Raw genomic sequence first — 26608 nt, forward strand, 5'->3', positions numbered from 1 at the left:
GGCGGTCAGCCGATCCAGCGGTCGGCCTGCGTGCGTACCTGCGCCCGGATTTCGGTCAGCAGGTGCATGAGCCCGAGCCAGGCGCGCTCGAAAGCCGGCAGTTCGGGCGGTACGCCGGCCAGGTGCCTGGCCAGCACTTTTTGCTGCGCCGCCACGGGGGCGGGTGGCCGGCTCTTGCCTGCGAAGTCGAAGACCGGCTCTGTGAAGGGCTCGGTCTGCCAGGCCTGCATGATCGAGAGGGCGGGCATCAGCTCGTCGGTGAAGGTGGTGACATCCATTGCTGCATCGACCAGCCCCAGCGCCACGTAGGCCCGCAGCGCGCCTTGGGCATGGGTAGGCGACGCGGGTTGCAGCAGCGCGCGCCAGGCCTGCAGCACCCCGGTGCGAAAGGCCGGCGACAGCTCGCGCGTGCAGCCGAAATCGAGCACGCCGAGTTGCCCGTCCGGCAGGAACAGAAAGTTGCCCGGGTGCAGGTCCGCGTGCATGTGCCCAAGGCCAAAGGTGCAGTGCATGAACCAGTCCCAGAGCAGTTGGCCGGCCTGGTTGCGTGCGGCCTGCGTGGGCTCGCTGCGCAACCATTCACCCAGGTGCACGCCTGGCAGGTACTGCTGGGTGAGCACCTGCGCGCGGGTGTGCGAGGCGATGGGCTGCGGCACCACGATGCCCGGCAGCGCCGCATGTTCGGCAAACCACTGCAGCTGCCGGGCCTCGTGCAGGTAGTCCACCTCGTGCAGCAGCGTGCGCTCGATCTCCTGCATCACCCGTTCCACCACCACATCGCCGGGCAGCGGCAGGTCGCTGTGCGCCAGGGCACGCAGGGTGGTGCGCAACAGGCGCATGTCCGAGGCGATGGTCGAGGCAATGCCCGGGTACTGCACCTTGACCGCCACGGCGCCATGCCCGGCCAGCTCGGCGCCGTGCACCTGGCCCAGGCTGGCGGCGGCAAAGGCCTGGGGCTCGAAGCGGGTGAACAGGGCCTCGGGCTCCTGCCCGAAGGCCTGGCGGAACACCCGGCCCACCAGCGCGCGGTTGAGCGGCGTGGCCTGGTGGCAGGCGCGCGCCAGCTCGCGCCGCACGCCCTCGGGCAAAAAACTGGTGTCCATGCTCAGGATCTGCGATACCTTGAGCGCCGTGCCGCGCAACTGCCCCATGGCCTGGAACAGGATGCGGCCCATGGCCGCCTCGTGGCGGGCCTGGGCATCGGCCTGTGCCACTTCGTCGGCGTGGGCAGGCCGCAAGCGCTGGCCCAGTTGTGCCAGGCCCAGGCGCGCGGCCGTGATGCCGGTGATGGTGCCGCGCGCGAGCGTGCCGGTGCGGGGTGGCTTGGCGCCTGTCATGCGCGGGGCTGCGCCAATGTGCCTGCCGAAGCCAGGCCTTGTGCCCGGGCCAGCAGGGTCCGCACGATGCGCCGGTGGAACGGCGCGATCACGGCCATGTAGGCGTGGCCCAGCGCGTTGTGGATGTGCACCACGGAGGAAAGAGCCAGCACGGCCTGCCCGTCCTGCATGCGCTTGTGCAGCGACACCTGCACGTTCAGGTGGCGGTCGTCCACGCCCATCACCACCTCCCGCTCGCCCAGGTGGCGGATCTCGAAGAAACCCACCAGATCGCCCACGCGGTAGCCCGCCTCAGTCTGGCGGGTGCCGTCATGCAATTGCCCCACAGCCTTGAGGCCCACCATGCGCACCAGGCGGTTGCGCAGGGCCATGAGCGCGCGTGCCCAGCCCGGCGTTTGTTTCACCATGTCGAGCCAGGTCTGCAGCGCGCTGCTGTCGGGTGTGGGGTCGGCCGCTTCGAAGCAGTCGGCGAACTGTGCGCCGGGCAGTCGCGATGCGATCACGCTGCCCTGGGGCAGTGCGGTGGCGCGGACGGTGCGGGCGGGGCTCATGGCGCGGCCTTGCGGGCACGGGGTTTGCGAGCGGGCTTGGGCGCATCGGCCACGGGGGGCGGGGCCGACGGGCGCGCGCGCGGTGTGCGCGGCGGCGTATCCATCGCGGGCACCATCGTGTCCCCCAACGCGCTTTTGGCCATGCGCAGCACGCCCACCAGGCCGCTGCCGTGCTGCATGAAGCGCGCCATCTGGCTGCGCAGCATGAAGCCGCCCAGCTGCAGCACGCGGTTCACCAGGCCCGCGCGCAGCGCCAGCACCAGCACGCCCAGCGACAGGTCCACCAGTTGCGTGGTGTCCGCGAACTCGTCCGATTCGTCGGCCAGCCAGTAGGCCACCACGCCCGCCAGGTAGTCGCCGTACAGGCCGCTGGCCACCCCCTTGAAATCGCAGGGCTCGATCTCGCCCTGGGATTCGGCCGTTTCGATGAAGCCCGTCACCGCCTCGCGCAGCGCCTGGCGTGCCGCCAGCGGCTCGGCCAGCATGGACAGCGGCGAGCGCCTGGCCAGGATGCGCACCCCGGCCACGAACTCGCGGTCGGGCAGCAGGCGCTCGAGCACGGCGTCGGTCAGGCGTTGCAGCTTTTCCTGCAGGCCGTAGTCCGCCAGGCCCGGTGTGGCCAGCGTATCGGCCAGGGCGCTGCGCACCGCTTCGTCCAGATAGCCCAGCACGATGCGGTCCTTGGTCGGGAAATACTTGTAGATCGTCGCATCGCCAATGCCGGCCGCGCGCGCGATGTCCTTCATCGTCGTGCCGTCGAAGCCCTGGCGCGTCATCAGATCGACCGCGCTGGCCACGATCTGGCGGCGCGTAGCGTCCTGCTGCTGGCGAGTGGTTTTCATTTCTTTAAATCCCATTAATTTGGTATTTAAAGAATAGTTAATTCTGTTTAAGCCGTCAAGCGGGTTCGGAAGCGCGCAGGCAACATGAAGCCCATCTGCCGGCATGTCCAGGCAGGTTGGCGAGGTGTTTCGCTGTCGGAAAAGCAGCGGTGCTGCTCAGCGCCGCATGCCTGTGAAAGCCTCGAACTCCCAGCTTCGCAGGGCCAGCAGCAAGGTATAGCCCTCCAGCTCGCGGGCCGGCAGTTTCTGGTCGGCCAGGTGCTGCTGCGCAAAGTCCTGGGCCACGCGCTGCATGCGCTCCATGAAGGCGGGGGCCAGGCTGCGGCTGATGGTGCCGTGCACCAACAGCACGCCCTCGCCCGCGCCATCGAAGCCGCCGGCAAAGTAGTCGAGCAGCGCATGCTCGCGAAAGTAGTTCATCACCGGGCCATGGGGCCGCCAGCGGAAGGTTTTGGCCAGCTTGAGCCGGTAGCGGTTGAGCGGCCGCAGCTCGATGATGCCGATGCGGTCGAGCTGGGCCAGGTACTTGATGCCTTCGGCCTCCGAGAGGCGGTAGGTGCCCGTCACCTGCTCCAGCGTCCACTGGCTGAGCACGCAGATGGCCATCAAGAGCAGCCGCTTGTCGGCTACCACGGCTTTTTCCTGCTCTTGCGTCAGCTCCTTGAGCAGGGGCTGGCTGTCGGCCACGCGGCGCGCCAGGTCGGCAAAGTCGAGCGCCAGCGCGCGGCAGATGGCGTCGATGCGCGACAGCGGCATGTCCCCCTTGGCCAGCATGCGCTTGACGCTGGACTCTGCCATGCCCAGCTGCTGCGCCAGGTCGGCGTAGGTCATCTGCGCGGTCTTGAGTTCCTTCTTGAGGGCGGTGACGAGGTCGGCGGTGGTGCTCATGGGTATCGATTATCGGTACCTGCGGTGTTTCCGGTAGCCCTTTGCACTGATTTCGGTACTCGTTCGGCGTGGAGCCTGCCCACACTGCGCTGCATCAACCACTCCCGAGACGCCGCACCATGCCACTGCCCTCCGCTCCTTCCACCACGGGCCTGTCCCGGCCAGAGGCCTGCCTTCTGGTTGGCGCCTGTGCCTTGCTGGGCATGGCCCTGTTCGGGCCGGCGATGCTGGACAGTGCCCACCAGCACGGGTTTGCCGACCAGCGCACGCTGCTGGGCATTCCTTGTGCGGTCGACGTGCTGAGCAACCTTCCGTTTGCCATCGCGGGCATTCTGGGCCTGGCCTGGCTGGTGCGCTTGCCGCATGCCGCGATGGACGGGGTATCCCGCGCCCTCGTTGCCCTGTTCCTGGCCGGGCTGGTGTGCACTTCGGTGGGTTCGTCCTTCTACCACTGGCGTCCCAGCGACTTCGGCCTGTTCTGGGACCGGCTGGGCATGGTGCTGCCGTTCGCAGGCCTGCTGGGGCTGGCGGCCGCGGGCCGCGTCAGCCCGCGGGCCGGCATCGCCACGGCGGTTGCCGTGCTGCTGGGCGGCACCTCTGCCGTGCTGTGGTGGGCGCTGTCCGGCAACGTGCTGCCCTGGGCGGTGGTGCAGTTGGGGGGCATGCTGGTGGTGCTGGCGCTGGCCGTGCTGCCCCGTCGCGCGGGTTCCCTGGCGGTGCACCTGGGCGCAGTGATCGCCTTCTACGGCGTGGCCAAGCTGTTCGAGGCCGCCGACCATGCGATCCTGGAGGCCACGGGGCAGTGGGTGTCGGGCCACAGCCTCAAGCACCTGATCGCGGCCGGCGCTGCCTTGCCCGTGCTGTCTGCGCTGGCAGCGTTGCTGCAACGCACGAATGCCCCTCGCACTGTCGTCGCAACCGGGCAGAATGGCGGCCAGCACCGGACGCAAAGCCGGTCGACCACGGCGCGCAATGCACGCCGCCAGGGCGCCTGAGAGATGTCGTTCTTACACACCAAGATGCCAACGAGGAGAGACGCATGAGCACCGAGACCCCTTCTGCGGGCGTGAGCCCCCTGCACGGCAGCCCCGGCGTTCAGGGCAGCCACGGCGGCCATGAGGACCCCAACCAGTTCGCCCTGCTGCGCCAGCGCCGGTTTGCGCCCTTCTTCTGGACGCAATTCTCCGGCGCAGCCAACGACAACCTGTTCAAGTTTGCCTTCACGGTGATGGTGACCTACCAGCTGAGCGTGGACTGGCTGCCGCCGGCCATGGCGGGGCTGGTGATCGGGGCGCTGTTCATCCTGCCGTTTTTGCTGTTTTCTGCCACCTCGGGCCAGCTCACGGACAAGTACGACAAGACGCGCATGATCCGCTTCGTGAAGAACCTGGAGATCGCCATCATGCTGGTGGCGGCCGTGGGCTTCGTGATGGGCAACGTGCCCATCCTGCTCCTGTGCACCTTCCTCATGGGGATGCACTCCACGCTGTTCGGCCCGGTGAAGTTCGCCTACCTGCCCCAGGTGCTGACCGAGCGCGAACTCACCGGCGGCAACGGCATGGTGGAGATGGGCACCTTTGTCGCCATCCTGCTGGGCAACGTGGCGGGCGGCCTGCTGGTGGCGCTGCCGGGCATCGGCCACACCACGGTGGCCATCGCCTGCGTGGCGCTGGCACTGGTCGGACGGGTGGTGGCGCAGGCCATTCCCTCGGCCCCGGCCACCGACCCGGGCCTGGTCATCAACTGGAACCCCGTCACCGAAACCTGGCGCAACCTCAAGCTGGCGCACGGCAACATGGTGGTCTTCCGCTCGCTGCTCGGTATCAGCTGGATGTGGTTCTTCGGCGCGGTGTTCCTGTCGCAGTTCCCGAGCCTGGCCAAGGAGGTGCTGCACGGCAACGAACAGGTGGCCTCGCTGCTGCTGGTGGTGTTCTCGGTGGGCATCGGCATCGGCTCGCTGCTGTGCGAGGTGCTGTCGCGCCGCCATGTGGAAATCGGCCTGGTGCCCCTGGGCGCCATCGGCATGAGCGTGTTCTCCATCGATTTGTACTTTGCCGCGCGCAGCCTGCCGCCGTCGGAGATCATGGGTCTCGGGGCCTTCCTCGCGCAAAGCCAGCACTGGCGCGTGATGCTTGACCTGGCGCTGCTGAGCCTGTTCGCCGGCCTGTACAGCGTGCCCATGTACGCACTGATCCAGATGCGCAGCCAGCCCACGCACCGCGCGCGCATCATCGCCGCCAACAACATCCTGAACGCGCTGTTCATGATCGCCAGCTCGCTGATCGCCGGCGCGCTTCTGGGTGCCGGTTTCACCGTGCCGCAGATCTTTCTGTTCACCGGCCTGGCGAATGCGGTGGTGGCGTTCTACATCTTCATGCTGGTGCCCGAGTACCTGCTGCGCTTCGTGGCCTGGGTGTCCTCGCGCTTCGTCTACCGCTTCAAGGTGCAGGGCGATGAGAACCTGCCCACCACGGGCGCTGCCATCCTGGCCTGCAACCACGTGAGCTTCATCGACGCGGTGCTGCTCATGGCCGCCAGCCCCCGGCCCATCTACTTCGTGATGGACCACCGCATCTTCCGCGTGCCGGTGCTCGGCTGGCTGTTCCGCCTGGCCAAGGCCATCCCGATCGCGCCCTACAAGGAAGACCCCGCCATCTACGACGCTGCCTTCGAGCGCGCGGCCCAGGTGCTGCGCGAAGGCGACCTGCTGGCCATCTTCCCCGAAGGCGGCATCACCAAGGACGGGCAACTGCAGGAGTTCAAGGGCGGCATCATGAAGATCATCGAGCGGGCGCGCGAAGAAGGCATCAACGCCCCCGTGATCCCCATGGCGCTGACCAACCTGTGGGGCTCGTACTTCAGCCGCATCGAGCAGGGCGGGGCCATGGTGCGCCCCTTCCGCCGCGGCTTCTACAGCCGCGTGGGCCTGAACGTGGGGCACGCCGTGGCGTCGTCGGACGTGCAGCCCGCGTTACTGCGCTCGCGTGTGGCCGATCTGCTGGGCACCTGAGTGCTGGGCGCCGACCCCCTGCAAGCGCCAGAGCGCGTGGCGCTGGCGCGCCGGATCGTGGCCTTTCTGCGCGGGATTGGCCTGGAGGTGACCGAGGCAGAGGTGCCAGCTGACAGCTTCCTGCTGGGCCTGCGCATCGTGCAGGGTGGCCTGCAGGTGGACCTGGACCAGCTGCGCTGGCCGGGTGACCTGCTGCACGAAGCCGGGCACCTGGCCGTGGTGCCGGCAGCCTTGCGTGCCCACATGGACGACGCGCTCGCCGAACTGCCCCCGGTGCCGCATGGCGGCGAGATCGAGGCCACGGCATGGGCCTGGGCGGCCCTGCGGCACCTTCAGTTGCCGTCCGAGGTGCTGTTCCATGACGGTGGCTACCATGGCCGGTCCCAGGGCCTGCGCACCACCTTCGAGCTGGGCGTCTACTTGGGCGCCGCTGGGCTGGTGTCGGCGGGCCTGGCGGCCACGCCCGCGCAGGCATCGGCAGGGGCCACTCCCTATCCGCACCTCATGGCCTGGCTGCGCTCCTGAACCCGGGCCTTGCCGATTCGGTCAGGGGGCTCATACCCATTGGTGCCCGAGTGCCTGCTGCGCTTCGTGGCTGGCTGTTCAGCCTGGACCAGGCCATCCCGATCACGCCCTGCAAGGCAGACCCCGCCACCTGCAAAGCAGCTTTCGAGCACGCTGCCCAGGTGCTGCGTGGCCGCGTTCACTCCGCGCGGATGTTCGCGCGCTGGGCAATCGCCCGCATGCGCGGTAGTTCGTCCTCGATCTGCGCGAGCACGGTGTTGCCGGGGGCGTAGGCCTGCTCCAGGCCACTGGCGATGAGCTTGCCGCGTATCTCGGCATCCGCCATGGTTTCGGACAGCGCCTTTTCCAACCTGGCCTTTGCTTGGGCGGGCAGGCCGCGGGGCGCGACAACGGCCAGCCACGAGTCGGCAGCAAAACCTGCAAAGCCGCTTTCCGCCACCGTCGGTACATCGGGCAACCGCGTGGCGCGCGCGGCGCCCGTGACGACGATGGCCTTGATCTTGCCCGACTTGAGCTGCGGCAGCGCCGCGGCCACCGTGTCGATGGTGAACGGGATCTGCCCGCCCATCAGGTCGCTCATGGCCGGCGCGCTTCCCCGGTAGGGCACGTGCAGCAGCTTGATGCCTGTGGCAGACCACATCAGCTCGGCGGCGAAATGGCCGGTGGTGCCGCTGCCGAACGAGCCGTAGGAGAACTTGTCGGGAGCCTGGTGCGCTGCCGTGATCAGCTGCTTGAGGTTGTCCACAGGCACATCGCGATGGGCCAGCAGGATCAGCGGCACGCGCGCCACCATGCCGACCGGCTCGAAGCTTTTTAGTGGATCGTAAGGCAGCTTGTTGTTGAGCGCGGGGTTGACGGTGAAGGTGGAGCCGGAGCTGATCAGCAGCGTGTAGCCATCGGCAGGAGCATTGGCCACGAAGGATGCGCCCACGATGGTGCCTGCCCCGGCCTTGTTCTCGACCACGATCGGCTGGCCCAGGCGCTCGCCCAGCTTCTTGCTGATCAGGCGGCCCACGATATCGACGGCCCCGCCAGGCGGGAAGGGCACAACCAGCTGGACCGGTTTGACGGGGTAGCCATCGGCATGTGCCTTGGCCCCTCCACCCAGCCCTGTCACTGCAATGGCTACCACGAACACGGCGACGCTTGTGCGTCGGTTCAGATGCAAGCACTTCATTTGGCGATCCTTCGGGTGAGGGCTGGTCGGCCGGCCGTTGTTGGCTGCGAACAGGCGGCAGGGCGCACCAGCCTTCGTCTCGCACCGGCCATGCCTGTCGCTGCTGCAGATGTTTGCGCAGCCGCCATGGCCGTGGATGCACGGGATCATGGCGGCGACCCGTGGGCATGCCCGGGTCGATGGTGGGAGTCAGAGGGGTTCAGATGAGCGCCAGGCCCGCCAGTCGGTCCAGGCGCTGCTGCTCCGTTTCATCGCGCGGTGCTTCAGCCGTTGCGAAAAAGAAAGCTGTAGGCGTTCAACGCCGGCACCCCTCCCAGGTGCGCGTACAGGACACGGGAGCCTTCGGGGAATTCGCCCTTGCGCACCATGTCGATCATGCCGTGCATGGACTTGCCTTCGTACACCGGGTCGGTGAGCATGCCTTCCTGGCGCGCGCACAGGCGGATGGCTTCGAGCGTGCCCTCGCTGGGCAGGCCGTACTCAGGGCCGCCGTAGCGCGTGTCCAGCACCACGTCCTCTGCGGTGATCTCCTGGCCCAACTCGACGAGCTTGGCGGTGTTCTGCGCGATGCGCAGCACCTGGGCATGCGTCTTCTCGGGCTTGGCCGAGGCGTCGATGCCGATCACCTTGCGCGCCCGGCCATCGGCCGCGAAGCCCACCACCATGCCGGCCTGCGTGCTGCCCGTGACCGAGCACACGACGATGTAGTCGAACGCAAACCCCAGTTCCTTCTCCTGCTGGCGCACTTCCTCGGCAAAGCCGACGAAGCCCAGGCCGCCGTACGGGTGCTCGGAGCAGCCAGCGGGGATGGGGAAGGGCTTGCCGCCGGCCTTCTTCACGTCGTCCATGGCCTGCTCCCAGCTGGGGCGGATGCCGATGTCGAAGCCTGCGGCGTCCAGGCGCACGTCGGCACCCATGATGCGCGACATCTCGATGTTGCCCACGCGGTCGTACACCGCGTCGGAGTAGTTGACCCAGTTCTCCTGCACCAGCACGCACTTCATGCCCAGGTGGGCCGCCACGGCCGCCACCTGGCGCGTCTGGTTGGACTGGATGCCGCCGATGGAGACCAGCGTGTCGTAGCCGCCGGCAATCGCCTCGGGGATGAGGTATTCGAGCTTGCGCGTCTTGTTGCCGCCAAAGGCCAGGCCGCTGTTGCAGTCCTCGCGCTTGGCATACAGGTGCACCTTGCCACCCAGGTGGGCCGACAGGCGCGGCAGCGGCGTGATGGGCGAGGGCCCGAAGGTCAGCGGGTGGCGGGCGAATTTCTGCAGGTTCATGGCGGTTCTCGTGTGCGATGGAAGGGTGAGGAATCACTCGCAGGGGCGCTTCGGTGGCGCCTTGCCTGCAGTGCCTCCATCGTAGGAAAAGCTGCGTTTAACGTGGTTGTGAAAATGGAGTGGATTTCAGAGTTTTGGTATGTGAAAATGGAAATTAATTCCTATTGATTCCACGAAACCAACCATGTGCGCAACAAAAGTTCGTGACAAGAGCGTGCCGGCCAGCGCTGGAATGACGGACGAGCTCGACCGCACCGACAAGGCCATCCTGCGCCTGCTGCAGCGCGATGCCTCCCTGTCCAATGTGGCCCTGGCCGAGAAGGTGCACCTGAGCCCGCCCGCCTGCCTGCGCCGGGTGGAGCGGCTCAGGCGCCTGGGGCTCATCGATGGGGTGGTGGCGCTGCTCAACCCCAAGGCCGTGGGGGCCGGCATGCTGGTGATGATCGGCGTGGTGCTCGACCGCTCCACGCCCGAGTCGTTCGCGGCCTTCGAGAAGGCCGCCGTGAAGATCTCGGGCTGCATGGAGTGCCATGTGGTCACGGGCGAGTTCGACTATTTCATGCTGGTGCGCACGCGCGATAGCGACAGCTTCAACCGCCTGCACGCCGAGCAACTGATCTACCTGCCGGGCGTGCGGCAGGTGCGCTCCTTCATGGTGCTGCGCAACGTGCTGTCCACCACGGAGCTGCCGCTGGCCTTGTGACCAGCAGCGGGGATCAAGCCGTCTCGACGGCGAACGTCAGCCCGGCATTTGCCTGCAGGCGCGCCACCAGCGGCTCGCCCATGGCGGGCGCGGTGGTCCAGATGCCGCCGGGAGTGCCGGTGGCTTCCTGAAGCAGGCAGACCGCGGCCTCGGCGATCATCTTCGAGGTGGAGCCATAGCCCGGATCGCGGTCGCCCTTGACGCCCACGCGCAGGGTGTTGCCCTGGCCATCATCGCCCAGGAACAGCACGTCGTAGAACCCGGCCTCGCGCTCCTCGCGCGAAGGGCCTTCGCCCGGCTTGGGGCCCTTGTCCGAGCCCATGGATTTGTCGCCGGCCACGGCATTGGCGATGGCCTCGCCCTTCTCTCCGGGGCCGGTGACCAGCATCTCGTCGTAGACGAAATCCGTGCCCCAGGCATGCTGCAGCAGGAAGTTGGAGCGGTGCACGTTGCGCGTGTTGATGGCGGCCATCACGAAGGGCGCCACCCACATGCCCAGGGCTTCGTCCAACATGGGCTTGTGGCCCGTGGGCTGGCGCGGGCCCTCGAAGCCCGGCGTGAGCGAGAACGGGTTCTTGAGCAGGTCCAGCACCTTGGGGTCGGCGGCCGAGGCGGCCATGGTGGCCTTCAGGCTCGCCGCCGTGCCGCCCGAGAAGGTCCCCTTCATCTTGCGCACCCGGCCGCGCACGCGGCTGGCGGGATGGCCGAAGCGTGCCTTCATCTCGCGCTGCAGCACGAACACCCCCAGGTCGAACGGGATCGAGTCGAAGCCGCACGAGAACACGATGCGCGCGCCGCTGGCCTGGGCCGTGGCCTCGTGCGCGTCGATCATGTGGCGCATCCAGGCGGGCTCGCCGCACAGGTCCACATAGTCCACGCCGGCCGCAGCGCAGGCGGCCACCAGTTCGTTGCCGTACAGCTGGTAGGGGCCCACGGTGGTCAGCACCAGGCGGGTCTGCGCCATCAGCGCCTGCAGGCTTTCCATGCTGGCGCTGTCGGTCACCACCAGGGGTGTATCGGCCGGGGCGCCCAGCTCGTCGCGCACGGCGGCCAGCTTGTCGGCGCTGCGCCCGCCCATGGCCCAGCGCAGGCCGCTGCCGACGGGGTAGCGCTGCAGCAGGTACTCCACCACCAGCCGGCCGGTGAAGCCGGTGGCGCCGTGGACGACGATGTCAAAGGGTTTGGTCATGGGGGCTCCTGGAAATTCGGGGGGTACGGGGCGGGCCCGTGATCGGCGGGATTGTCGAAGACGGGGAAGGCATCGGCTGTCGCCCATGCGCTTCGGTGGGTGACCAGGAGCGTGTGCGGCAGAAGGAGCACCGGCTGCAACGCCCGAAAAACCGGTCTCGCCGGGTATCACCTCCGGCGCCCAGGGGGCCGCCCCGGGCTTGTCGGTACTACCCAGCGATCCTCGGTTTTCGGGCGTTTCGCTTCGATGCCTTCTGCCGCGCACGCACCAGCACGCAACTTTCGGATTGGATAAGGGTGTCAAAGTGTGACCAAGTACCGGAAAACGATACCCGGCAGCCTGCGCAACGCCACTGTGGTGGTTCAATGCGGACAGCCGGATGGGGCTTTGCCACTATTCGTTCCGTGTTCAACCAAGGCCCCAGGGCCACCCGCCTATATGTCAGCATCTCCTTTCGTCGTTCAGCGTGACACCCGTGCCTGGCAGCTCCAGGTCTGGATCTCGTTCGGCATTGCCGTGTTCCTGTGCGCAGTCGGCCTGGCCTGGCTGCCCGGAGAACAGCTGGAGCGCGCGTTCATGGTGATGGGCTATGTGTTCTGCCTCTCGGCCGCCTTCGTGCTGGCCAAGTTCGTGCGGGACAACGAAAGCGCTGGCCGCCGTGGCGCTGGCGACACCCCCATGTGGAAGCTGGTGGTGTGGGGCGGCTTTGCGGTCGCCATGGGCCTGACGGGCTGGGGCCTGTTCAGCATGGAGGTCAACCAGACCTACAAGGCCTTCCTCGGGGTGAGCTGGCTGTACCTGATCACCACCGCCTTCACGCTGGCCAAGATGCTGCGCGACCGCCACGAGGCCGACCTGCTCGATGCCCGCCTGCAAGGCCGCCGCGAAGCCGCCCAGGTTGCGCCCGGCAACAACGGCTGAGCCGCGCCGCCGGTTTTTGAATCCATGGCCCGTCGCCTGTGTGCGCCGGGCCCACCCAACCCGAAGGAGTGATCCATCATGATGAACAAGACCCTGCAACGTACCCTGGCCCGCATGCTGCTGGCCGCCAGCTTCCTCACGGCCATGGCCAGCCTGCCGGTCCGTGCACAGAGCGAGGCCTCGGCCGCGCTGTCGCTGCTGCCCGTGGCCTCCATCGTGGGCACGGCCTCGGTCGGCTCGGCGGCTGCCGGTGCCATCGTGGCCTTGCCTGCCGCCCTGTCGGTCGGTGGCGCCGTGCTGGCCGTGCGGGCCGTGGAGGTCTCCGCCGTCGGCACGGTGTACGTGCTGGAGCGCGCCTCGGACGGCGCCCGCGTCAGCGTCGAAGTGGTGGGCAAAGGCGTGGGCGCCTCGGCCCATGCCGTCGGCACGGTCGTGGTCTGCACCGTGATCGGCTCGGGTGTGGTGCTGTCGGTGGCCGGCGAGGCCCTGGCCTTCGTGCCCAATGCCATCGGCCGCGCGCTGCTGTACAACGAGCGTCTGTGATGAGGTCCGCCACCATGCCAACCACCGTCCATCGCGCCATCCAGATGCCCATCCAGTTGCCGCTGCAGCCTGCTTCGCGCCGCAGCAGCGCCGTGCGCCGCGCTTCCATGCGCTGGGCCATGGGCGCAGCGCTCATTGCCGGTGCCGCCGTGTTCACGGCCACCCAGGCCCATGCAGGCCGCTCGTGCGAGGCCCAGAAGCCGCCACCGGCCAAGAGTGTGGAGCGCGGCATGCAGCTGGCCGAGCGCACCTCCCAGGCGCTGGACGCCACCGGCGCCCAGGTCGTGATGCTGGGCCGCGCCGGCCAGGACCTGAGCAAGTACGGCGTGCGCTACTCGCACCTGGGCTGGGCCTACAAGACGCCCGAGGGCCCCTGGCGTGTGGCGCACAAGCTCAACGAATGCGGCACCGCCGTGGGCCATGTCTACCGCCAGGGCCTGGGCGAGTTCTTCCTCGATGACCTGTGGCGCTACGAAGCCGTATGGGCCGTGCCCAGCCCCGAGGTGCAGCAGCGCCTGTTCGTGCTGCTGCAGGACAAGGGCCGCACCAAGGTCATGAACCAGCCTGCCTACAGCATGGTCAGCTACGCCTGGGGCACCAAGTACCAGCAGTCCAACCAGTGGGCGCTGGAGACACTGGCCGCCGCCATGGAGCCGACCTCGGTGAACTCGCGCGAGCAGGCGCAGGCCTGGCTCAAGTTCAAGGGCTACGAGCCCACCACGCTCAAGATCGGGCCGCTGACCCGCATGGGCGGGCGCGTGGGCTCGGCGAACATCGCGTTCGACGACCATCCCAACGACAAGCGCTACTCGGACCGCATCGAGACCGTGACCGTCGATTCGATGCTGGCGTGGCTGCAGCGTGCGCAGCTGGGCTCGGCGCCGGCCACCCTGGTGCTCAAGAACTGAAGTTTTCGTGACAATGCGTCTGCACGCCAGATGCCTTTGACTGCCACCAACACGAGGGAGATGTGCCCATGAGCAAATCGCTGCGCCTGTCCGAAAAATGGTTCCGCCGCGGCCTGTGGCTGGTGGCCTTCGTCTTCGCGGGCTTCCTGATCGGGCTGGGCGGCACCCTCGTTGGTGACCTGCCCCAGGTCGAAAAGCGCCTGCAGGTCGAGGATTTCGTCGACAAGGCCGCCTTCGACGCGGTGCGCAACGAGGTGCGCACGGCGCAGAAGGCCGAGGAAGACGCTGAGACCGCGCTGCAGCAGGCCCAACTGCAGCGCAGCAAGGCGCGCAGCGAAAGCGCGGCCGAGCGCGAGACCTTCAACAACTGGCTGGCCACGCGCAGCGCCACGCAGCGCGCCGACCAGGACCCCGAGGTGATCGCGCGCACGCAGCGGCTCGACGTGCTCAAGCTCGCCGAGCGCAAGACCCAGCAGGCCGTGGAGGCGCAGCAGCAGGCTTCGCTCGACGCGCACCAGGGCGCCACTGCCGCGCAGCAGCGCCAGAGCGAGATGGAGTCCGAGGGCTATGCACGCATGTCCGTCGAGCAGCGCAAGCTCGAGCTGCGCGTTTTCCTGTACCGGCTGGCGCTCACGCTGCCGCTGCTGGCCATTGCCGGCTGGCTGTTCGTCAAGAAGCGCAAGGGCACCTACTGGCCCTTCGTCTGGGGCTTCATCTTCTTCGCGCTGTTCGCCTTCTTCGTGGAGCTGGTGCCTTACCTGCCCAGCTACGGCGGCTATGTGCGCTACGTGGTGGGCATCGGCATCACGGTGTTGGTGGGGCGCTATGCCATCGTGGCCCTCAACCGCTACCTGGAGCGGCAAAAGCTCGCCGAGGCCCTGCCCGACCAGGAGCGCCGCAAGGAGCTGAGCTACGACGTGGCCCTGGCGCGCCTGGCCAAGAGCGTGTGCCCAGGCTGCGAGCGGCCGGTGGACCTGAAGAGCGAGAAGATCGACTTCTGCCCGCACTGCGGCATCGGCCTGTTCGACCACTGCGGCGTGTGCACCACCCGCAAGAGCGCATTCGCCCGCTTTTGCCACGCCTGTGGAACCGGTGCGAGCGGCGCTCCGGCACCGCAGATCCTGCCCGTGATCGCGTCCACGCCTGCCGTACCTGCAGGGCCCGGCGGTGTGTCCTGATCCCCTTCAGCGCCCCGGCGCCTGCTGGGGCTCATGCAGCTGCACGCGGTCACGGCCGGCTGCCTTGGCTTCGTAGAGCGCGGCATCGGCATCGGACATCAGCGCGCCCAGCGAGTCCTGCAGAGACACCCCGGTGCACACGACCAGGCCGATACTGACCGTGGCGTGCAGCGGGTCGCGCTGCCCCGGCACGGCGAACGGATGGTTGCGTACCTGCTTGCACAGGCGCCGCGCCACCGCCATGGCATCGGCCTGGCGGATGCGAGGCAGCACCACGGCGAACTCCTCGCCACCCAGCCGGCCGAACAGGTCACCGGGCCGCAGCGCCTCGCTGACCGTGGCGGCAAAGCCATGCAGTACCTTGTCGCCCTGCGCATGGCCATGGGTATCGTTCACGCGCTTGAAGTGGTCCAGGTCCAGCATCAGCACGGCCACGCTGCTGCGCTCGCGCGCCAGGCGGGCCAGCAGCTTGCTGCCCTGGGCCATGAAGGCGCGGCGTGCCAGCGCATCGGTCAAAAAGTCGTGGCTGGCCACGCGGTGCAGGCGGCGCATGGCCTCGACGCTCGCCGCCTTGGCCGTGGCCACCGAAAGCGGGCCCAGCCCCAGCAAGGAGATCCCCACGCGCAGCGAGAACACTGCCCAGGCCTGGTTGGGCGCGAACGCCAGCTCCAGCATGCCCGCGCCGGCCGCGATCGCCAGGCCAAAGCAGGTCAGCATGGACAGCACGCTGGTGGCAAATACGCCGTAAGTGAGTGCGCACCAGAGCAGTGCCGGCACCGGAAACGCCAGCGCCCCGGGGCCGCCAATGGCGATCGCCGCCGCCTCGCTGGCCGCCAACGCGAGCAGGGGCGCCGCGTACTTCCAGCGGCGCCGGGACCAGCGGCGCTTCTTGAGCGTGCGCCGCGCCTCCTGCGGGGTCGGCAGACTGAGGATCACCGGGAGGATCAACACACTGTTGATCAGCTCCGTGCAGAACCACATGCCCAGTGCCGTCAGCCAGGTGGTGTTGAACAGCAATGGGCCCGTGCCCGAACCCGCCAGCGCCGCCGCCGCACTGCTGGCCACGCAGATGCCGAACATCAGCACCGCCGACATCTGCCGCTTGAGGAAGCGTGTGGCCACCGGCACCTGGCCGAACAGCCACCAGCCCATGGCCACGCCGCAAAGATTGGCGCTGGCCAGCCACAGCGTTGCCAGGGGGGCGGTGCCGGTCACCAGGTCCGCGGCCACATAGCCCAGGGTAGCCGCAGCCCAGGTGCCCGATGCCGCCAGGCGTGGGTAGCGCACCAGCAAACCCAGCAACAGGGCATTGGCGGGCCAGAAGGCGGCCATGAACCCCAGCGGCCGGGTCACGATGCCCAGCAGCGACGCGGCAAAGACCAGCAGGCCGATGCCTGCGCACAGGCCCCAGCCCGTCAGCGGGCCAGCGGCGGTGCCGGGTGAAGGGGGGCGAAGCAAAGACGGCATGCGTTGAAGTTCAGGGCGCCCAAGGCGATTTGGACCCACTGTAGCCGCGAAATCTCTCAGCGCCCCAGGGGGCTCGGCAGCAAACACTGCCGACAACTGTGGAAGATTGTGTCCGGGTGGGACATTTCCAGGCGCTCAGGCCGCCTGCGCGGCAGTGCCTGCCGCCAGAACGACTTGGTTGCGCCCCGATTGCTTGGCCTGGTACAGGGCATCGTCAGCTCTTTTGAACCATGTGTCCGCGGAGATGCCTGTGTCATGCACCCAGGCCAGGCCTATGCTCACCGTGACGGAAATCGGCGATCCCTGTGCCTCGATGCGCAGCAGGGCGACTTGGGCGCACAGCCGCTCGGCAATCGCCTGGGCCTCCGCCTGCGTCACCGCCGGCAGGTAGACCACGAACTCCTCGCCTCCCATGCGCGCCAGCAGGTCCGAGCTGCGCAACTGCCCTTGCAGGCACCGGGCAAACTCCACAAGCACCCGGTCACCCACGGCATGGCCGAAGCGGTCATTGATCTGCTTGAAGTGGTCGAGGTGCAGCTGGGCGATGGCGCTTTGGGCTGGCAACCGGGCGGGCAGCCGCGATTCCAGCCAGCGCCGGTTGCCGGTTCCGGTCAGCGGGTCGGTGTGGGCCGCCTGTTCCAGCCGGATCTCGGCGCGTTCATTGGACAGTGCGGCCACCATGAGTGCCATGCCGAAGTGGCAGAACATCTGCACAGAGAACGCCCAGGCAAAGCCGGTGGAGCCTGCCGTGCCGCTGAGGATGTAGGCGAGCCGCAAGGCATAGATGCTGCCGCTCAGCCCCAGAAAGGCGGCCATCAGCATGCGTGAAGGCAGGGGTTCGCTGCGGCGGTCGCACAGTATCTCGAACGTGCAGGCGGCCAGCACCAGTGTAGCTGTGGCGTGGAAGGCGCCTGCGCGCAGCAGGTTCTGCAGGGGAAAGCCCGTGGCGATGCCCACCACCAGGCATGCCAGTGGCAGCAGCACCACGGCCCGCCAGGGCACCCGCCTGCGGCCGCTGAAGCCGCGCACCCCCGCCCAGAAAAGGGCGTATCCGCCGGTACCCAGCAGCAGGCTGCCATGGGTCCACATCCACATCGGCAGGGCTGCGCTTTCGCCGCGCCAAGCCAGGATCGCCCCCACCGCCAGCATCAGATAGGCCGTAGCCAGAGGCGCCAGGCCCTGCGGTCGGCACGAGTGGCGGCGAATGTGAAAGATGCTCAGGGCACCGGCGATGAGGGAGGTGTTGTAGAGAAGGAGAACGGTGGCCAGGTCGAGCTGGAAGTCCATGGAGTCGTGTGCGCAGAGGTGTCGCGCCGATTATCGAGGGGCACCGTGACGCTGCTCTGGCCGCTGCGCTTTCAGCGCGGGTAGGTTCCCGGCGGGCCGAACGTGGCTGCTGGCTACCTGGCGCGCCATGCTTGCCACCGCTGGCGCCATTGGCGCTTGAGCACGCGGCCCACGCGCCAGGGCCAGGAAGCACGTACACGGGCCAGCAGCACGGCCTTGATGCGCGTCCAGTGGCCATACAGCCAGGCAAACCAGCGCAGTTGCAGCAGGGCTGGCTGGGTGAGCGTGAACAGGCGCGCCAGCACGGCCGTGCCCACCAGCTTGGCGGCCACGATGATGAGCATGCCCAGCAGCACATGCCCCTGGCCGATGGTCCACAGCGCCAGCAGCTTGATGGGCAGCAGCATCAGCGAGGGCAGGGCGAACACCAGCACTGCGCCCCAGGGCGGCAGGCTGCGCACGGCCCCCTCGATCCAGCGCAGCCCGGGCCAGCGGCCGATGCGCGCCAGCACGCGCTGCAGCGGCTCCCAGCCCCATTCCTCGAAGACAATGACCAGCGCCAGCAGCCAGCCGGCCAGGCCCGCGATCAGGTGCAACGGCCACAGCAACAGCTTGCGCAGGATGGGTGGCACGGTGGACGGGACCAGGTCAGGTCAGACGCCGCGCGCCCGGTCGGCCTTGAACTGTGCGCGGAACTGGGCGAAGGTGCCCGCGTCCAGCGCCTCGCGCACCTCGCGCATCAGGTTCAGGTAGTAGTGCAGGTTGTGGATGCTGGTGAGCATGGGGCCCAGCATCTCGCCGCAGCGGTCCAGGTGGTGCTGGTAGGCGCGGCTGAAGCCCTCGCGGCCGCCGGCCTCCCACGAGACACCGCTCTTGCCCGCGCAGGCGTGGCAGGTGCAACTGGTGTCCAGGGGCTGGTGGTCGCTCTTGTGGCGGGCGTTGCGGATCTTGAGGTCGCCATAGCGTGTGAACATGGTGCCGTTGCGCGCATTGCGGGTGGGCATCACGCAGTCGAACATGTCCACGCCCTGGGCCACGCCCTCCACCAGGTCCTCGGGCGTGCCCACGCCCATCAGGTAGCGCGGCTTGTGCGCCGGCAGCAGGTGGGGCGTGTGCGCCATGATGCGCAGCATCTCGTCCTTGGGCTCGCCCACGGAGACGCCGCCCACGGCGTAGCCGGGGAAGTCCATCTCCACCAGGCGCGCGAGCGACTCGGCGCGCAGGTTCTCGTACATGCCACCCTGCACGATGCCGAACAGGGCGTTGGGGTTGTTCAGCCGGTGGAACTCGTCCCGGCTGCGCTTGGCCCAGCGCAGGCTCATCTCCATGGACTGGCGCGCCTCGCGCTCGCTCGTCAGGTGGCCCTTGGTCTCGTAGGGCGTGCACTCGTCGAGCTGCATCACGATGTCGCTGTTGAGCGTGGTCTGGATCTGCATGCTCACCTCGGGCGACATGAACAGCTTGTCGCCGTTCACGGGGCTCGCGAAGGTCACGCCCTCCTCGGTGATCTTGCGCATGGCGCCCAGGCTCCAGACCTGGAAACCGCCCGAATCGGTGAGGATGGGCTTGTTCCACTGCTCGAAGCCGTGCAAGCCGCCAAAGCTCTCCATCACGTCGAGCCCCGGGCGCATCCACAGGTGGAAGGTGTTCCCGAGGATGATTTGCGCGCCCATGTCGTGCAGGCTCTGCGGCATCACGCCCTTGACGGTGCCATAGGTGCCCACGGGCATGAAGATCGGCGTTTGCACCACGCCGTGGTTGAGCGTGAGCGTGCCCCGGCGCGCGTGGCTGGCGGGGTCGGTGGTGAGGAGGTCAAACTTCAGCATGGGCCGCATTGTCCCAGACCGTGCGGTGCATGGGGCCATGGGTGCCGTCAGGCCCCTGTGTCGGTACACTGAACCCCATACCAACGGAAGGAGAACCCCATGTTCAAGATCCTGATTGCCGTGGACGGCTCGGACCTCTCCCTGGACGGCGTGCACCATGCCCTGGGCCTCGTGCGCCAGGGGCTGTCGGCCAGCATCGTGCTGGCCAACGTGCAGGAGCCCGCCACCCTGTATGAGATGGTCACGGCGCGCGACGCGGACCTGATTGCCGCCGCCAGCCTGGAAGCGGGCGAGCACCTGATGGCCCCGGCCCGTGCCCTGCTCGATGCCGCTGGCGTTGCCTACGAAACCGACATCGGCGTGGGCGACGTGGCACACACCCTGGTGGACATGATCGAGCGCAGCGGCTGTGACCTGGTGGTCATCGGTGCGCGCGGGCAGGGTGCCATCAGCAGCGCACTGCTCGGTTCGGTGTCGCAGGAGGTGGCCCACGCGAGCCCCGTGCCCGTGACCATCGTCAAGCATGCCGACGTGGCGCTGCAGGGGGAGCCGGAGCAGGAGGACGGCACGGCCGATGCCATGACCTGAAGCACATCTCCATGTGCCAAGGGCCGCGTGAGCGGCCCTTGTGGCAGAGAGAATGCAGCAGGGGGCCGTCAGGCCGCCTTGCGGAATGGTTCAGCCGTGCGCTGCAGCTTGCCGTGGGGCAGGCTGGCCAGGCGCGAGAACATGCGCCGTACATAGCCGTTGACCCACAGGCATTTGTTGAGCTCATCCACGGGCAGCGGGCCCGACACCACCACGATGTCGTTGGCCATGTCCTGCGCCCCGGCTGCGCGCAGGCGGCGGCGCGTGTTGTTGGCCCAGGACTGTATGCGCGTGGGGCTGCCATGCTGGTGCACCTCGCCCGTGTGCGCATCAAAGGCGATGGCCACCGTATCGGTCTTGAGCTTGAACCTGCGTTCACCCGTCACGGCGCTGGGCTCATCGCGCATGTCGTACAGGTAGTAGCTGCCTGCCTTGAGCTGGTATTGCATGTCCATGGTGATTCCTCTCTGGGGTCATTGTCGAGGGCGCACCACAGGGCAATCGCAGGGAATGGGGCCGGAAAACCGCTCTTATCGGAACGTGTCCGCATGCAGCCATGCCAGTCGGTGCGCGTGCCATTGTGCGCGGCCCGTCGGCATGTGCAAATGAAACTTGACCGCAATTGAGTAACGGTTTGTGAGGGGCTGAGGCGAGCCACTTTCACCGACGATTGAGATCGCCTGCCGATGGTCAAAAGCGCGCGGCCAAGGCCTGCCCCCCGTGCACGGGCCGCTCCGCCGCACTGGGGGCTGAGGGCCGCGGCTCCCAGCCTGCCCGCGCAGACTTGGACGTGCCTAAAGAGCGGCCGCCTCTGGCGGACGCACCAGCGCGCGTCCGCGCCTCAGAGGGAGCTTAGAAATCTACCAGGCTCAGGCCCACGCTAAACACCGTGCGCTTGCGGTTGTAGTCGATCATGCTGTCGCCATAGCCGCTGAACAGCTGGGTGTGCAGGCGCAGGTTGCTCTTGCTGCCCAGGAAGCCCGAGCCCAGGGTCTGCAGCCATTCCACCCGCAGCGAGCCCCGGTCGCTGTTGGCCAGCGAGTGGCGCATCGTGGCACCCAGGGTGTTGTCCTTGTCGTAGTTCCAGAAGGCGGCCAGTTCCAAACGGCCCATGTAGTCGCTGATGCCAGGGTTGTCGTCGCTGCTCGCGCTTTCGGAAAGGCGCTTCCACAGGCGGGCGCGCACGTTGATGTCGTTGCCCAGCTCCAGCCCCGTCATCAGGTAGGCGCGGTTCCAGCTGCGCGACAGCGGCTTGCTCTGGCCGTTGGACTGGTGCACCAGGCCGATGCCGCTGTAGCGCCAGCGCCAGCCGAAGGGCAGTTTGGCGTCGGTGGGGTAGACGTACATCATTTCCGGTTCGTGATCGGTCGTGCGGAAGGGGCGCGACAGCTCGGGCGTGAACAGCTGCCAATACGACTGCTGCGTGTAGCCGAACCAGATCGAATCCTTGAGCGTGGGGTGGCCCTGCGTGAGCAGGCCCTGCGCCACCTTGGTGCGCACCGACAGCTGGATGCGGTTCTCGGTACGGCGGTAGGGGGTGGATTCGGTGGCCGAGCTGCCCTCTGCGGTCGACGTGGGCATGCGGTTCACGTTGCTGCCTGCCGCCACCGATACCGTGATCGGGCGGTAGCCACGGAAGCTGAAGGTGCCGCAGTCGCTGCCCGACTCCAGCTCCCAGAAGCGCGAGAGATCGCTGTACTGCGGGTCGCGGCAGCCTTCGGTGCGCGCCACCTCGATGATGCGCGTGGCGGGCAGCGTGGTGTCCACCGGAGTCGGCACGGCGTTGGCCGCCTCGGCCGTGGCGGCTGGCGACTGCCAGGCCTGCTGGCCGGCCCATTGGTCAAAGCAGGCCAGACGCGCCTGGTTGTCGTCGGGCAGCGCGGCGCAGCGGCGCCAGGCGGCCTGGTCGCCCGTGCTGGTGCTGCCGGGGGCCATGGAGGGCGCGGGCGCCCCTTGCGCCAAAGCCGCGCCGGCCGGCGCCAGCACCGCCAGGGCCAGGGCTGCCGTGCGGTGGGCCGCAGCCATGCCCGTGGCGCGCGCTCGGGCGGGGCGAAGGGACGGGAGAGGGGTGCTGTGAGCGTGTTTCATGTGCCTGGTATTTCATTGCCGCGATGGCCATGGACGTTCTTGTCCGGCCAGATCGCTGGGTTGCGTGTCGGTGCCCATTCTTCCAGAATCAGGCGGCCGCCGACTGTCGGCGGCGACCGCGACCTGCAGGCTGCTGTTGCGCGGGCGCGTCATTTCATGGTGATGCGGCGTCGCTGCTGGCCTTGGCCTTCGCCGCGAATTCGGCGCGCAGGGCCCTGAGCTTCTCGCGCGGGTCCTCGCGCGTGGTGGTGCGGTCCAGGCCCATCTCGGCGATGAAGCGGCTGGGGCGGGCCTGCACCATCTCGCGGCCCTTCTTGCGCCGCTTGGTCCAGCTCACGGCCAGCGTGCGCTGGGCACGGGTGATGCCCACGTACATCAGGCGGCGCTCTTCCTGCAGGCGCTGCTGCGTGTCTTCGGCAACCACCTTCTGGCGGCCCTCGTCGTCATCGAGCTTGAAGGGCAGCATGCCCTCGGTGACGCCCACCAGGATCACGTGCGGCCACTCCAGTCCCTTGGAGGCGTGCAGGGTCGAGAGCACCACCATGTCCTGCTCCTTCTCGCGCTCCGAGATGGTGGACAGCAGGGCGATGGTCTGCGACACCTCCAGCAGGCTCTTGCTCTCGGCCGCCACGGGCGTGCCCGAGGTGTCGTCGATCTGGCCGCCGGCGCGCTGGGCCATCCAGTCGCAGAACTCGAGCACGTTGGTCCAGCGCGCGGCGGCCACGGTCTCGCTGTCCTCGCCGTCGTACAGGTGCTGCTCGTAGCCGATTTCCTTGAGCCAGTCGGCCAGGAAGGCACGCGAGGCCTCGGCGCCGTGCGTGTGCCGGGCGCGGTGTTCCAGGTCGTTGATGTAGCGGCCGAACTCGTGCAGGCCATCAAGCGCGCGCTTGGGCACGGCCGCCGGCAGCATGCCGTTGAACAGCGCTGCGAACATGCTCTGCTTGTGCTGGGTGGAGAACTCCCCCAGGGAGCCCAGCGTGGTGTGCCCGATGCCACGCTTGGGGCTGGTGATGGAGCGCAGGAAGGCCGGGTCGTCGTCGTTGTTGATCCACAGTCGGAACCAGGCGCACAGGTCCTTGATCTCCGCGCGGTCGAAGAAGCTCGTGCCCCCCGACACCTTGTAGGGGATGTTTTGCCGGCGCAGCGCCTTCTCGAAGGGCTTGGCCTGGTGGTTGGCGCGGTACAGGATGGCGAACTGCTTCCAGTCCGGCGGCGGGTTGGCGGCCGCGCGCAGGCTCATGATGCGCGCCACGGCGCGCTCGGCCTCGTGCTCCTCGCTGTCGGCATCGATCACGCGCACGGGCTCGCCCTCGCCCAGTTCGCTGAACAGCGTCTTGGGAAACAGCTTGGGGTTGGGCCCGATCACGTTGTTCGCCGCGCGCAGGATGGCGCTGGTGGAGCGGTAGTTCTGCTCCAGCTTGATGACCTGCAGGGTCGGGAAATCAATGGGCAGCTTGCGCAGGTTGTCCAGGGTAGCGCCGCGCCAGCCGTAGATGGACTGGTCATCGTCCCCCACCGCCGTAAAGCGGGCGCGTTCGCCCACCAGCAGCTTGAGCAGCTCGTACTGCGTGGAATTGGTGTCCTGGTACTCGTCGACCAGCACGTGGCCCAGCAGCGCCTGCCACTTGGCGCGCACTTCGGGGAAGTCGCGCAGCAGGCGCAGCGGCATGCCGATCAGGTCGTCGAAGTCCACGCTCTGGTAGGCCGCAAGGCGCTCCTCGTAGCGCGCCATCAGCACGGCGATGCTGCGCTCGTTGTCGTCTGCCGCCTGCGCCAGCGCCTCCTCCGAAGTGAGGCCCTTGTTCTTCCAGGCGCTGATGACCCACTGCCACTGGCGCGCGGTGGCCATGTCGACCGTGCCGCCGGCGGCTTCCTTGAGGATGCCGGTCACGTCGTCGGCATCCATGATGCTGAACTGGGGCTTGAGGCCCAGCACCGAGCCGTCCTCGCGCACCATGCGCACCCCCAGGGCGTGGAAGGTGCAGATCAGCACGTCCTTGGCACGCCGGCCGATGAGGCCCTTGGCGCGCTCGCGCATTTCGGAGGCGGCCTTGTTCGTGAAGGTGATGGCGGCGATGCGCTTGGGATCGAGCCCGCGCTCGATCATGTGCGCGATCTTCTGGGTGATCACCCGCGTCTTGCCCGACCCTGCACCCGCCAGCACGAGGCAGGGCCCCTCGGTGTAGTGGACAGCCTGGAGCTGGGCAAGGTTGAGACCGAAAGACATGGGAAAGCAGCGGGCAGGGAGGGGGTGACGCGCACAGCGCCGGAGGGGCGCGCGGCGTGCTTTCAGCAAGGGGATGGGGGATCATACCTTGGGCACCTCTCGCACCCCGTTGTGAACAATTGGCCACAGAAAGGTCAACTACTGTCACAAAACCTGACTGATACGGTTTTGTACTGGTCGCGAATGGAGGGCTCACTTAAACTGATCAGTTGCTTTCTGCACTGCGGGGTATTTGCGTGAAGACCAATCTGAGGGGGGATTTGGCAACCAGCTTGCTGGCGCCCGCGCTGCGCACGCGGTTTTCAGAGTTGTTTGGCGTGGCCGCCCGCAAATCGGTGTTCGCGTGGCGCGAGTCGCCCCTGGCCCAGGCGCAGGTGGCCATGCTCGACGTATCGTCCAACCTGATGCGGCTGCAGCCGATGCCCCCGTGCGTGATCTGGGTGGGCCACGAACAGCCGGGCGCCCGCTTTGCGCAGACCTGGGTGGGGCGCCTGCCGCAGGACTACACGGTGGCCGACCTCATTGACATCCTCGACCGCGCGGCGGTCTTTCTGCTCGACTGGAAGGCGCGGCAGAATGCCGCCCCCATCGCCGTGGCGGTGCAGGCCGCACCCCCGGCACCCACGCCTGCCCCTGCAGCACAGCCAGCGCGATCCTTTGCCCACAGCACCATCCAGCCGGCAGCGCCTGCCGCCGTGGGTTCGGCCGCCATGGCCGCCGCGCAGGGCAGCCGTTACCGCCTGGGCTCCTGGGTGTTCCTGGGCGCGCCGTTCGACAGTGCAGGCTACGTCAGCGCCCTGGCCCTGCTGGCCCGCCAGCCCGTGACGGCGCATCAGCTGCAGGCGCACAGCGGCCTGGAGCCCGCCATGGTGGCCGTGCTGCTGCGGGAGCTTGCGCACCGCAAGGTGCTGCAGGTGATTGCCCCCACCCAGGCGGTGCCCGCTGCGGCCTCGCCGTCCCGCGCGGGAGGCGCCGTGTCCCAGGGCTTCGTGCGCCGCCTGTCTCACTGGCTGACAGGAGCCAACCGCCCATGAATGCTTCGGTAAAGACCTATTCCAGCGCTGCCCCCATGCCGCGCATCGCCTTCATGGGCCCCATGGGCGTGGGCAAGACGACGGCCATCCGTGCGCTGTGCGGCGACGACATGGTCGCCTCCGACGTGCCGAACCTGGACCGCCAGGCCCATGCCAAGGAGTTCACCACCGTGGGCGCCGAGTTCGGCCAGATCGACCTGGGCGATGGCGAGTTCGTGCAGGTCTGCGGCTGCCCCGGGCAGGACCGCTTCGACTTCCTGCGCCAGTGGGTCGTGTCCGCCTCGGTGGGCGTGTTCGTCATGGTCGATGCCAATGCGCCCGATGCCATGGAGGCCGCAGGTGCCCTGCTGGCCGAGGCTGCTGCCGCTGAGCATCCGCCGCTGGCCCTGGTGCTCAGCACCCGCCCGGCATCTGCCGCCACCATGCAGGCCTTTGCCGATGGATTGCAGGCCGCCGGCCATGGCGTGGTGCCGGTGCTGCAGGTGGATGTGAGAAAGCGTGCCGACGTGCTGCAGGCGCTCGGTGTGCTGGTGTCGATGTTGTCCCTGCGCAGCGAGTCCCCATGAAAAGCAGTTCCCCCCTGATTTCCGAAGCACTGGCCCAGACGGCCCAGCGCGCTCTTGACACCCATGCCGCGCCCATCAGCGGCCTGCAGCTGGCCTTGCTGGCCACACCCGATGGCTTTGAGATCGCCTGCCTGCGCAACCGCAGCGACCTGCAGGCCAACCGCCTGTCGGCCATGGCCAGCTCGCTCATGGCCATGGCCCGTGCGGTGGGCCGCGAGATCCAGAGCCCCCAGTGCAAGCGCCTGACCTTCGAGGCCGAGGGCAGCACCGTGGTCTTCCAGTCCATCGATGCGCCGGTGCCCTGCATCCTTTGCCTGGTGCTGGGCAGCGATGCCCTGCTCGGCCGCGCCCTGTGGGCCGCGGGTGAGGTGGTGCAGGAGATGTCCCGGGCCTAAGAGGCTGAGAATCTTTCGTCCATGCCCGCCTTGCACGCCAAAACACCCCGGCTCGTCGTTGCAAATGCTCGCCATAGC

General features: G+C 68.0%; 26 protein-coding genes. 12 read left to right on the plus strand and 14 right to left on the minus strand.

Annotated features, from left to right (window positions below; all coding sequences use genetic code 11):
- Window positions 1-5 precede the first annotated feature (5 nt).
- The 4 genes from ASE31_RS22325 to ASE31_RS22340 all read right to left on the minus strand — a co-directional run bounded on the left by ASE31_RS22325 (window position 6) and on the right by ASE31_RS22340 (window position 3618).
- Window positions 6-1337 (minus strand): AarF/ABC1/UbiB kinase family protein, encoded by a 1332-nt coding sequence (locus ASE31_RS22325; protein WP_057203994.1) that lies wholly within the window; start codon window positions 1335-1337, stop codon window positions 6-8.
- Window positions 1334-1888 carry a DUF2867 domain-containing protein gene (locus ASE31_RS22330; protein WP_057203995.1) on the minus strand — a complete coding sequence of 185 codons (555 nt, stop codon included), beginning with the start codon at window positions 1886-1888 and terminating at the stop codon, window positions 1334-1336. The genes ASE31_RS22325 and ASE31_RS22330 overlap by 4 nt, the downstream gene beginning before the upstream one ends.
- Window positions 1885-2730 (minus strand): TetR/AcrR family transcriptional regulator, encoded by an 846-nt coding sequence (locus ASE31_RS22335; RefSeq protein ID WP_057203996.1) that lies wholly within the window; start codon window positions 2728-2730, stop codon window positions 1885-1887. The genes ASE31_RS22330 and ASE31_RS22335 overlap by 4 nt, the downstream gene beginning before the upstream one ends.
- Before the next feature lie 156 nt (window positions 2731-2886).
- Window positions 2887-3618 (minus strand): helix-turn-helix transcriptional regulator, encoded by a 732-nt coding sequence (locus tag ASE31_RS22340; protein ID WP_057203997.1) that lies wholly within the window; start codon window positions 3616-3618, stop codon window positions 2887-2889.
- Window positions 3619-3737: 119 nt separating this feature from the next.
- On the opposite strand from ASE31_RS22340, the gene ASE31_RS22345 reads away from it, so the two are divergent.
- From ASE31_RS22345 to ASE31_RS22355, 3 genes are read left to right on the plus strand one after another with little or no spacing between them, the layout of a single operon-like run.
- Window positions 3738-4613, plus strand: a complete 876-nt coding sequence (locus ASE31_RS22345) for a hypothetical protein (RefSeq protein WP_057203998.1) — start codon at window positions 3738-3740, stop codon at window positions 4611-4613.
- Between the two features lie 44 nt (window positions 4614-4657).
- Window positions 4658-6628: an MFS transporter gene (locus ASE31_RS22350; RefSeq protein WP_057203999.1), complete on the plus strand. Its 1971-nt coding sequence runs from the start codon at window positions 4658-4660 to the stop codon at window positions 6626-6628.
- A complete protein-coding gene (locus tag ASE31_RS22355; RefSeq protein ID WP_235514722.1) occupies window positions 6629-7153 on the plus strand; it encodes a hypothetical protein in 525 nt (174 codons plus the stop codon).
- 178 nt (window positions 7154-7331) lie between these two features.
- Here ASE31_RS22355 and ASE31_RS22360 read toward each other — a convergent pair whose 3' ends face one another.
- Both ASE31_RS22360 and ASE31_RS22365 read right to left on the minus strand, forming a co-directional pair.
- The gene (locus tag ASE31_RS22360; protein WP_057204000.1) at window positions 7332-8330 is read right to left on the minus strand and encodes a tripartite tricarboxylate transporter substrate binding protein; all 999 of its coding nucleotides are present in this window, start codon (window positions 8328-8330) and stop codon (window positions 7332-7334) included.
- A gap of 263 nt (window positions 8331-8593) precedes the next feature.
- Window positions 8594-9610, minus strand: coding sequence for a 1-aminocyclopropane-1-carboxylate deaminase (locus tag ASE31_RS22365; RefSeq protein WP_057204001.1), 1017 nt, complete (start codon window positions 9608-9610; stop codon window positions 8594-8596).
- A 184-nt stretch (window positions 9611-9794) separates the two neighbouring features.
- On the opposite strand from ASE31_RS22365, the gene ASE31_RS22370 reads away from it, so the two are divergent.
- The gene (locus tag ASE31_RS22370) at window positions 9795-10313 is read left to right on the plus strand and encodes an Lrp/AsnC family transcriptional regulator (RefSeq protein ID WP_057204002.1); all 519 of its coding nucleotides are present in this window, start codon (window positions 9795-9797) and stop codon (window positions 10311-10313) included.
- 13 nt (window positions 10314-10326) lie between these two features.
- Here the strand turns inward: ASE31_RS22370 and ASE31_RS22375 are convergent, their stop codons facing one another.
- Window positions 10327-11502: a trans-acting enoyl reductase family protein gene (locus tag ASE31_RS22375; protein ID WP_057204003.1), complete on the minus strand. Its 1176-nt coding sequence runs from the start codon at window positions 11500-11502 to the stop codon at window positions 10327-10329.
- 438 nt (window positions 11503-11940) lie between these two features.
- On the opposite strand from ASE31_RS22375, the gene ASE31_RS22380 reads away from it, so the two are divergent.
- From ASE31_RS22380 to ASE31_RS22395, 4 genes are all read left to right on the plus strand, one after another.
- On the plus strand, window positions 11941-12423 hold the full coding sequence (locus ASE31_RS22380) for a YiaA/YiaB family inner membrane protein (protein WP_057204004.1): 483 nt from the start codon (window positions 11941-11943) through the stop codon (window positions 12421-12423).
- A gap of 78 nt (window positions 12424-12501) precedes the next feature.
- Window positions 12502-12966 (plus strand): hypothetical protein, encoded by a 465-nt coding sequence (locus ASE31_RS22385; protein ID WP_369818262.1) that lies wholly within the window; start codon window positions 12502-12504, stop codon window positions 12964-12966.
- Window positions 12967-13085: 119 nt separating this feature from the next.
- Window positions 13086-13874, plus strand: coding sequence for a DUF2145 domain-containing protein (locus ASE31_RS22390; protein WP_369819487.1), 789 nt, complete (start codon window positions 13086-13088; stop codon window positions 13872-13874).
- 68 nt (window positions 13875-13942) lie between these two features.
- Window positions 13943-15052: a zinc ribbon domain-containing protein gene (locus ASE31_RS22395; RefSeq protein WP_057204006.1), complete on the plus strand. Its 1110-nt coding sequence runs from the start codon at window positions 13943-13945 to the stop codon at window positions 15050-15052.
- 6 nt (window positions 15053-15058) lie between these two features.
- Here the strand turns inward: ASE31_RS22395 and ASE31_RS22400 are convergent, their stop codons facing one another.
- From ASE31_RS22400 to tgt, 4 genes are all read right to left on the minus strand, one after another.
- Window positions 15059-16519 (minus strand): GGDEF domain-containing protein, encoded by a 1461-nt coding sequence (locus ASE31_RS22400; RefSeq protein WP_082604305.1) that lies wholly within the window; start codon window positions 16517-16519, stop codon window positions 15059-15061.
- A 135-nt stretch (window positions 16520-16654) separates the two neighbouring features.
- On the minus strand, window positions 16655-17806 hold the full coding sequence (locus ASE31_RS22405) for a GGDEF domain-containing protein (protein ID WP_057204008.1): 1152 nt from the start codon (window positions 17804-17806) through the stop codon (window positions 16655-16657).
- A gap of 113 nt (window positions 17807-17919) precedes the next feature.
- Window positions 17920-18438 carry a hypothetical protein gene (locus ASE31_RS22410; RefSeq protein ID WP_235514723.1) on the minus strand — a complete coding sequence of 173 codons (519 nt, stop codon included), beginning with the start codon at window positions 18436-18438 and terminating at the stop codon, window positions 17920-17922.
- A 21-nt stretch (window positions 18439-18459) separates the two neighbouring features.
- The gene (tgt, locus tag ASE31_RS22415) at window positions 18460-19632 is read right to left on the minus strand and encodes a tRNA guanosine(34) transglycosylase Tgt (RefSeq protein WP_057204139.1); all 1173 of its coding nucleotides are present in this window, start codon (window positions 19630-19632) and stop codon (window positions 18460-18462) included.
- Window positions 19633-19731: 99 nt separating this feature from the next.
- Here tgt and ASE31_RS22420 point away from each other — a divergent pair, with 99 nt between their 5' ends.
- Complete coding sequence (locus ASE31_RS22420) at window positions 19732-20220, plus strand: universal stress protein (protein WP_057204009.1); 489 nt, start codon at window positions 19732-19734, stop codon at window positions 20218-20220.
- A gap of 68 nt (window positions 20221-20288) precedes the next feature.
- On the opposite strand, the gene ASE31_RS22425 is transcribed toward ASE31_RS22420, so the two are convergent.
- From ASE31_RS22425 to ASE31_RS22435, 3 genes are all read right to left on the minus strand, one after another.
- A complete protein-coding gene (locus tag ASE31_RS22425; protein ID WP_057204010.1) occupies window positions 20289-20675 on the minus strand; it encodes a hypothetical protein in 387 nt (128 codons plus the stop codon).
- Window positions 20676-21072: 397 nt separating this feature from the next.
- Window positions 21073-22245 carry a phospholipase A gene (locus tag ASE31_RS22430; RefSeq protein WP_057204011.1) on the minus strand — a complete coding sequence of 391 codons (1173 nt, stop codon included), beginning with the start codon at window positions 22243-22245 and terminating at the stop codon, window positions 21073-21075.
- A gap of 217 nt (window positions 22246-22462) precedes the next feature.
- Complete coding sequence (locus ASE31_RS22435) at window positions 22463-24535, minus strand: ATP-dependent helicase (RefSeq protein ID WP_057204012.1); 2073 nt, start codon at window positions 24533-24535, stop codon at window positions 22463-22465.
- Window positions 24536-24852: 317 nt separating this feature from the next.
- Between ASE31_RS22435 and ASE31_RS22440 the strand changes: the two genes are divergently transcribed.
- From ASE31_RS22440 to ASE31_RS22450, 3 genes are read left to right on the plus strand one after another with little or no spacing between them, the layout of a single operon-like run.
- Window positions 24853-25569 carry a hypothetical protein gene (locus tag ASE31_RS22440; RefSeq protein ID WP_235514724.1) on the plus strand — a complete coding sequence of 239 codons (717 nt, stop codon included), beginning with the start codon at window positions 24853-24855 and terminating at the stop codon, window positions 25567-25569.
- Window positions 25566-26135, plus strand: a complete 570-nt coding sequence (locus ASE31_RS22445; protein ID WP_082604306.1) for an ATP/GTP-binding protein — start codon at window positions 25566-25568, stop codon at window positions 26133-26135. Before ASE31_RS22440 ends, ASE31_RS22445 begins: the two co-directional genes overlap by 4 nt.
- Window positions 26132-26530, plus strand: a complete 399-nt coding sequence (locus ASE31_RS22450) for a roadblock/LC7 domain-containing protein (protein WP_057204015.1) — start codon at window positions 26132-26134, stop codon at window positions 26528-26530. Before ASE31_RS22445 ends, ASE31_RS22450 begins: the two co-directional genes overlap by 4 nt.
- Window positions 26531-26608 lie beyond the last annotated feature (78 nt).

The organism is Acidovorax sp. Root217, assembly GCF_001428645.1.
Classification (GTDB): Bacteria; Pseudomonadota; Gammaproteobacteria; order Burkholderiales; family Burkholderiaceae_C; genus Acidovorax.